Annotated in this window: 6 protein-coding genes; 5 read left to right on the top strand and 1 reads right to left on the bottom strand. The window is 39.0% G+C overall.

All coding sequences use genetic code 11. From position 1 onward, the window contains the following. Nucleotides 1-176: 176 nt before the first annotated feature. Complete coding sequence (locus QZ562_RS18380) at nucleotides 177-995, top strand: tetratricopeptide repeat protein (RefSeq protein ID WP_293763455.1); 819 nt, start codon at nucleotides 177-179, stop codon at nucleotides 993-995. Nucleotides 996-1027: 32 nt separating this feature from the next. Here the strand turns inward: QZ562_RS18380 and bioA are convergent, their stop codons facing one another. Then, the gene (gene bioA / locus QZ562_RS18375) at nucleotides 1028-2359 is read right to left on the bottom strand and encodes an adenosylmethionine--8-amino-7-oxononanoate transaminase (RefSeq protein ID WP_293763452.1); all 1332 of its coding nucleotides are present in this window, start codon (nucleotides 2357-2359) and stop codon (nucleotides 1028-1030) included. Nucleotides 2360-2409: 50 nt separating this feature from the next. Here bioA and bioB point away from each other — a divergent pair, with 50 nt between their 5' ends. From bioB to bioD, 4 genes are read left to right on the top strand one after another with little or no spacing between them, the layout of a single operon-like run. Then, the gene (bioB, locus tag QZ562_RS18370) at nucleotides 2410-3519 is read left to right on the top strand and encodes a biotin synthase BioB (protein WP_293763449.1); all 1110 of its coding nucleotides are present in this window, start codon (nucleotides 2410-2412) and stop codon (nucleotides 3517-3519) included. After that, on the top strand, nucleotides 3519-4730 hold the full coding sequence (locus QZ562_RS18365) for an 8-amino-7-oxononanoate synthase (protein ID WP_293763446.1): 1212 nt from the start codon (nucleotides 3519-3521) through the stop codon (nucleotides 4728-4730). The genes bioB and QZ562_RS18365 overlap by 1 nt, the downstream gene beginning before the upstream one ends. Continuing rightward, nucleotides 4727-5542, top strand: a complete 816-nt coding sequence (locus QZ562_RS18360) for a methyltransferase domain-containing protein (protein WP_293763443.1) — start codon at nucleotides 4727-4729, stop codon at nucleotides 5540-5542. Before QZ562_RS18365 ends, QZ562_RS18360 begins: the two co-directional genes overlap by 4 nt. A gap of 7 nt (nucleotides 5543-5549) precedes the next feature. Then, complete coding sequence (bioD, locus tag QZ562_RS18355) at nucleotides 5550-6275, top strand: dethiobiotin synthase (protein WP_293763441.1); 726 nt, start codon at nucleotides 5550-5552, stop codon at nucleotides 6273-6275. Nucleotides 6276-6449 lie beyond the last annotated feature (174 nt).

The raw sequence follows: 6449 nt of genomic DNA, 5'->3' as shown, positions 1-6449 counted from the left end.
GTTGTATTTTATTTTTAGGATTATTAACAGTTTGGTATTTCTAACGCATTAATAAAATTTCATATCTCATTAATTAACAGTGACTTATAACTTTTTATGTTTCTAGTCATTATTTAAAGTAAAGGTTACTCCACTTAAACCGATAAAAAGAAAGTGTATAAAGTGGGGTAGAACAGTTGAAAAATTTAAAACAGGCTATCGATAAACGGGATTGTTTGATGGCAAGTTTCCGATTAGCTAATGTGTTTGAGCCTGATAGTTGCCACCCTGAAGACTATCAACGCAAATTCGAGTTGCTAGTATTACAGGCAAAAACATTTATTAGTTCAACGGATATCACATTAGAGAACTTTAAACGTTTTGTTCAATTTTTTTATGTGGAATTAGCTTTTAGTGGTGATCAAAAAAACTATTTTTTATGTCAATATAGTCTGCTGCATCATGTAATTGATTACCGTACTGGTATCCCTGTCAGTCTTGCCATTGTGTTTCAATCTATGGCTAAAGTGCTTGGTTTTGACGTGTGTGGTGTGAACTTTCCCGGACATTTTTTAATTAAGTGTCGTTTGAGTCATCAACCCGAGATTTATTTAGACCCCTTAAATGGGAACCAACTTAGTCGTCAAGATTTAGAGCGTTTATATTTTTCAATTTTAGATGAAATAGAAGATGAAAAAATGCCTGAGGAAGCACTTCAAGAAGCTAGTTGTGATGAGACTATTGTAAGATTACTTCACAATTTAAAAGCGTCATACATCAACGAAAAACGTTACTCTGACGCGTTAACCGCAGTTGAACTTCTGGTTAATCTTTGTCCCAACGACCCTTATGAAAGAAGAGACCGAGGCTTTTTATTACATCAATTGGATTGTACTCAGGTGGCCATTGCAGACTACCAATATTTTATTCGCAAGTGTCCTAAAGATCCTGTAACACAGTTACTGCAAGCACAACTTCAGCATCTGTGTGAGCAGGTTCCAGTTGTTTTTCACTAAAGATACTTGATACGAAATTCTAGTGATAAAATTTATTTGAGCGCGTCATATATAGCTTGTGTCAGTTGACTCAGTTGTTTCGGGTTAATAATGTAGGGCGGCATAATATATACAAGTTTTCCGAAAGGTCTTATCCAAACGCCTTGTTGCACAAAAGCTTTTTGTAACTCAGCTACGTTCAAAGCGGATTTACACTCTACAACGCCAATAGCTCCAATCACTCTAACATCGGCGACTACCTCTAGATGAATACAACGTTCTAGCTCAGCTCGCAGTTGTCTTTCAATCTGAAACACTTGGGTCTGCCAATCATTCTGTTGAATGATTTTTAAGCTAGCATTTGCTACCGAGCATGCTAAGGCATTGCCCATAAATGTTGGACCGTGCATAAATACGCCTGGTTCACCCTGACACACCCCTTGAGCCACATCTTCAGAACAAAGTGTCGCGGCTAATGTCATATAACCACCCGTTAATGCTTTTCCTAGACATAAAATATCTGGGCTAACATCAGCATGTTCACAGGCAAACAACTTCCCTGTACGGCCAAAGCCAGTGGCAATCTCGTCGCAAATTAATAATATATCGTAATCATTGCAAAGCTGTCGACAGCGTTTTAAATACTCAGGATGATAAATTCGCATACCACCGGCATTTTGCACTATGGGTTCGATTATCAACGCTGCCAGTTCATTATGATGCGCCTGAATAAGCTGCTCTAGGGGCTTAATGTCATCTTCATTCCATTGTTTATCGAATCGAGTTTGTGGTGCAGGTGAAAAAATTTGTTGAGTTAGAACATCAGAGAATAGACTATGCATGCCATTAATCGGATCACAGACTGACATCGCAGCAAATGTATCGCCATGATAACCATTTCGGGGCGAAATAAATCGGTGTTTACGGCTGTTACCTTGACACGCCCAGTATTGCAACGCCATTTTCATTGCCACTTCCACTGATACCGAGCCTGAGTCAGCCAAAAAAACTCTGTCCAAGCCTTGAGGTGTGATGTCTACTAAAGTTCGGCATAAATCAATAGCAGGCTTATGCGTTAACCCACCAAACATTACATGAGAAAATTCATCAACTTGACTTTTAACTGCTTGATTAAGCTTAGGGTGGTTATAACCATGAATAGCCGTCCACCAAGATGATACACCATCTACTAATTTTTCACCTGTTGCTAAATGAATGTAAACACCTTCAGCACCCGTGACTTCGTAACAGGGAAGGGGATTGATTGCCGAGGTATAAGGATGCCAAATATGTTGTTGATCGAAGGTTAAATCTTTTTTGGTCAAAATATGTTCACTTGTAAAGTTTTTGTTTGGTATTAAGTTGACAATGATATTCTGAGCCATAGACTAAGCGCCTTAAATCATTTAGTAAAGTCTAAAACCAAGGTAGTCCTATGTCTTTAAACAATGTGTCTTTAAATACTCCATCACCACCCAATCAAACTAAAATTCGACATGACTGGGTAATTGAAGAGGTAAACGCACTTTTTAAAATGCCACTCAACGACTTAATGTTTCAAGCGCAAACTATTCATAGACAAAATTTTGACCCTAATCAAGTACAAGTAAGCACGTTGTTATCGATTAAAACCGGTGCTTGTCCAGAAGATTGTAAATATTGCCCACAAAGCGCACGTTATGATACAGGATTAGAAAAGGAGCGTTTAATGGAAGTGGATAAAGTCATTTTGCGCGCACAAGAAGCTAAACAAGCTGGCTCTACACGTTTTTGTATGGGCGCTGCATGGCGAAACCCGCGTGACAGAGATATGCCTTATGTGACTGAAATGGTCAAAGAAGTCAAAAAGCTTGGGTTAGAAACTTGTATGACTTTGGGTATGTTAACGGGCGACCAAGCTTTGTCTCTCAAACGAGCTGGGCTTGACTATTACAATCACAATTTAGACACATCTCCAGAGTTTTACGGCGATATTATAACTACTCGTACTTATCAAGACAGATTAGATACATTAGCAAATGTTAGGAGCTCAGGCATGAATGTCTGTTCTGGTGGCATAGTGGGCATGGGAGAAACCACTTCCGACCGTTCTAGTTTGTTGGTACAACTAGCTAACCTTGAGCATCAACCAGAAAGTGTGCCGATCAACATGTTGGTAAAAGTGAAGGGTACACCTATGGAAAATGTTGAGGACTTAGATTATTTTGAATTCATTCGTACTATTGCTATTGCTAGAATTATGATGCCAAAGGCCTACGTGCGTCTATCGGCTGGTCGCGAGGCGATGAATGAACAAATGCAAGCCATGTGTTTTTTAGCAGGTGCTAATTCGATCTTTTATGGTTGTAAGTTGTTAACCACTTCAAACCCTGAAACCCATGAAGATGTAACGTTATTTAGAAAGTTGGGGATCAACTCTGCGCAAACCCGTGACTACTCAGATGAAGCCCACGTAGCCTTAATTTTAGATGATATCGAAGACAAAGCTAGCGAACATTTATTTTATGACGCGTCGTCTCAACAAGCTAAAACAGCTGACATCTGATGGCATTCGATTTTATTGCTACGGCTTTAGATAAGCGCCGAAGTGAAGGGCTTTTACGATCACACAACACGGTAAATTCAGCTGCAGGACAAATGATTGAAATCGACGGACAGCACTATATCAATTTTTCCAGCAATGACTATTTAGCTATGCGCCGTTCAAGCTTAGTGTCGCAAGCTTGGATTGATGGCATAAGTGAATACGGTGCTGGTAGCGGTGCATCACCTTTAGTGACCGGTTATACCAATGCGCATCAAGCTCTGGAAGAATATCTAGCATCTGAACTTAAACGCGACAAAGTGTTGTTGTTTAATTCTGGTTTTGCAGCTAACCAAGCTATTTGCCAAGCTCTTTTTAGCAAAGGTGTCTTTAGTCAAAGCCATGCGCATAATGAAGATGTGATTATTGCCGATAAATTAATGCACGCCTCTTTTATTGAAGGCGCACAGGTCTCAAATGCTAAATTAATGCGTTTTAAGCACAACAATACCGAACATCTCCATATGTTATTGGATGCTAATGGTACGCAAAAAAAAACAAATACCTTAGTTGCCACTGAAGGTGTTTTTAGTATGGACGGTGACCAAGCACCTCTGTATACGATGGTTACCATGAGTAAACAAGCAGATGCTTGGTTAATGATAGATGATGCCCACGGTTTTGGCGCGTTAGGAAAAAACGGTAGGGGAGTGATAGAAACCCACAATTTGTCGCAACAACAAGTCCCTATTCTGATGGCTACATTTGGTAAGGCGATAGGGACAGCTGGCGCATTTGTTGCTGGAAGTCATGACTTTATTGATTATTTAATTAACTTTGCCAGACATTACATTTACAGCACCGCTATGCCTGCAGCGCAAGCCTATGCAACTTTAATTAGTTTACAAGCCAAACAATGCTCCGAACGCCGTTCTATTCTTGCCCAGCGAATTGAACAATTTAAATGGTTAGCTCAAAAAGCTGGGCTGATTTTAATGCCTTCGAACACGGCGATCCAACCTTTGGTAATAGGCGATGCTAAAAAAGCCTTAGCTGCTAGCGAAAAATTAAAATTATTAGGTTTATGGGTCACTGCTATTCGCTACCCAACTGTACCTAAATATACCGACAGACTGCGGATTACGTTAACCGCAGGACATGAAATTCGAGATATAGAAGCATTAGTTGATGGTTTGCAGATTGTATTGCACGCTAGTAAGGATATTAAGTGATATCTGAAATAACCAGTTACAATAAGATACGTATTGCTCAACAATTTAGTCGTGCTGCAAACACATATAATTCTGCCGCTGATGTACAACTTGATATAGCTTTTGACGCTATGAAGTATGTGTCTTATCACTATAAAAAAGGTTTAGATATAGGCTGTGGAACAGGTCGTATTAGTCGACATCTTGCTACTAGGTGTGACACATTAGTCGCAATGGATTTAGCTTTTGGCATGCTAACCTACGCCAAACAAATTAATTTATCTGACGATCTATCCATTTGCTGGTTACAAGGTGATGCAGACTTTTTACCTATGGCAGATAACTCGGTTGATATGGTATTCTCATCTATGATGTTGCAATGGTCTGACAATCAAGATGCGGTTATGTCAGAAATAACTCGGGTAATGGCTTGTGGTGCAAACGCTGTATTAGCAATTATGTGTGACGGTTCATTTAATCAACTGAACGATAGTTGGCAAACGATCGATAATCAGCGTCATGTTAATCATTTTTCCAATGCTCAAACTTGGCTTGATGCAGCAAAATCACAAGGACTGAAAGTGACTATGCAAGAAAAGCAATACGTGACTTGGCATCAAAATATTAGACAATTGTTGTCCTCAATTAAATCAATTGGTGCCAATGTGTTACTCACAAGTCAAGATTCAGTAGGACAATCAAAGTGTGACAGTAAAAATGTTTTAAACCGACATACTTTGCAACATCTTGAAACTTTTTATCAACAGAAATATGCGGAAAATATGCAACTTCCGCTGACATATCAGGTCTGTTTCTTATATTGCAGTAAATAGGATTATCATGGGAAGTTTATCAGTTAAATGCCGTGCATTTTTTGTAACAGGCACAGACACAGAAGTGGGCAAAACATTTATTACTGAAGCGCTACTTATTTTACTCAATAAAAAGGGTTTACTGACTGCCGGTTATAAACCTATTGCAGCGGGTTGCGAGCTGACAGCTCATGGGTTACGTAATGAAGATGCTATGACCTTGCAAAAGTGTTCAAGTATTGATTTAAGTTATGACGAAGTTAATCCAATTCCATTCGAAGCGGCTATTGCACCACATTTAGCCGCTCAAAATCTAAGTGAAGATAAGACTGCCCAGCCAATATCAATAGACACAGTCCGCGAGGGGTTTATATGTTTATTACAAAAAAAACCAGATGTATTGATTGTTGAAGGCGCTGGAGGATGGCGTTTACCGTTAGGTATAGACTTTGAAGGTCAACCACGGTACTTATCAGAATTTGTAGTGGAGAGAAACTTATCCGTTATTTTAGTTGTAGGTATGCGTTTAGGTTGTTTGAATCACGCAGTATTAACTGCTGAAAGTGTTCGTAACGATGGCTTAAAAATCGCAGGATGGGTAGCAAATCTTGTTGACCCAGATATGCCATTTTTAGAAAGTAACATTGACAGTTTAAAATCCCTTTTAGACGCACCATTTATTGGTACCGTCCCTAGGGTAAATTCAGCAACGGATGCGGGTGCTTTTCTAGATCTTTCTATATTAGATTTATAGTGTAAGTATCTTTGGGTTCAAATGACTCGCAGCCAATGTTCCGCTTAGCACAACATTTGATATATGATTTATGATAACCATAAAGATAGTTATTCCAAAGTTGTTGTCGTGTAAACGCCATAATTAATGTTCTCTAAATTAGTTAATTTGAGAATAGTCAAAGTGATAAATAAC

The organism is uncultured Paraglaciecola sp. (assembly GCF_913058035.1).
In the GTDB taxonomy this organism is placed as follows: Bacteria; Pseudomonadota; Gammaproteobacteria; order Enterobacterales; family Alteromonadaceae; genus Paraglaciecola.
The sequence above is the reverse complement of the archived record's forward strand: the minus strand, read 5'-3'. Positions and strand labels throughout refer to the sequence as shown.

Coding starts and splice junctions, on each gene's coding strand:
- bioA (WP_293763452.1), bottom strand. CDS start 2,359: ATGGCTCAGAATATCATTGTCAACTTAATACCAAACAAAAACTTTACA.
- bioB (WP_293763449.1), top strand. CDS start 2,410: ATGTCTTTAAACAATGTGTCTTTAAATACTCCATCACCACCCAATCAA.
- QZ562_RS18365 (WP_293763446.1), top strand. CDS start 3,519: ATGGCATTCGATTTTATTGCTACGGCTTTAGATAAGCGCCGAAGTGAA.
- bioD (WP_293763441.1), top strand. CDS start 5,550: ATGGGAAGTTTATCAGTTAAATGCCGTGCATTTTTTGTAACAGGCACA.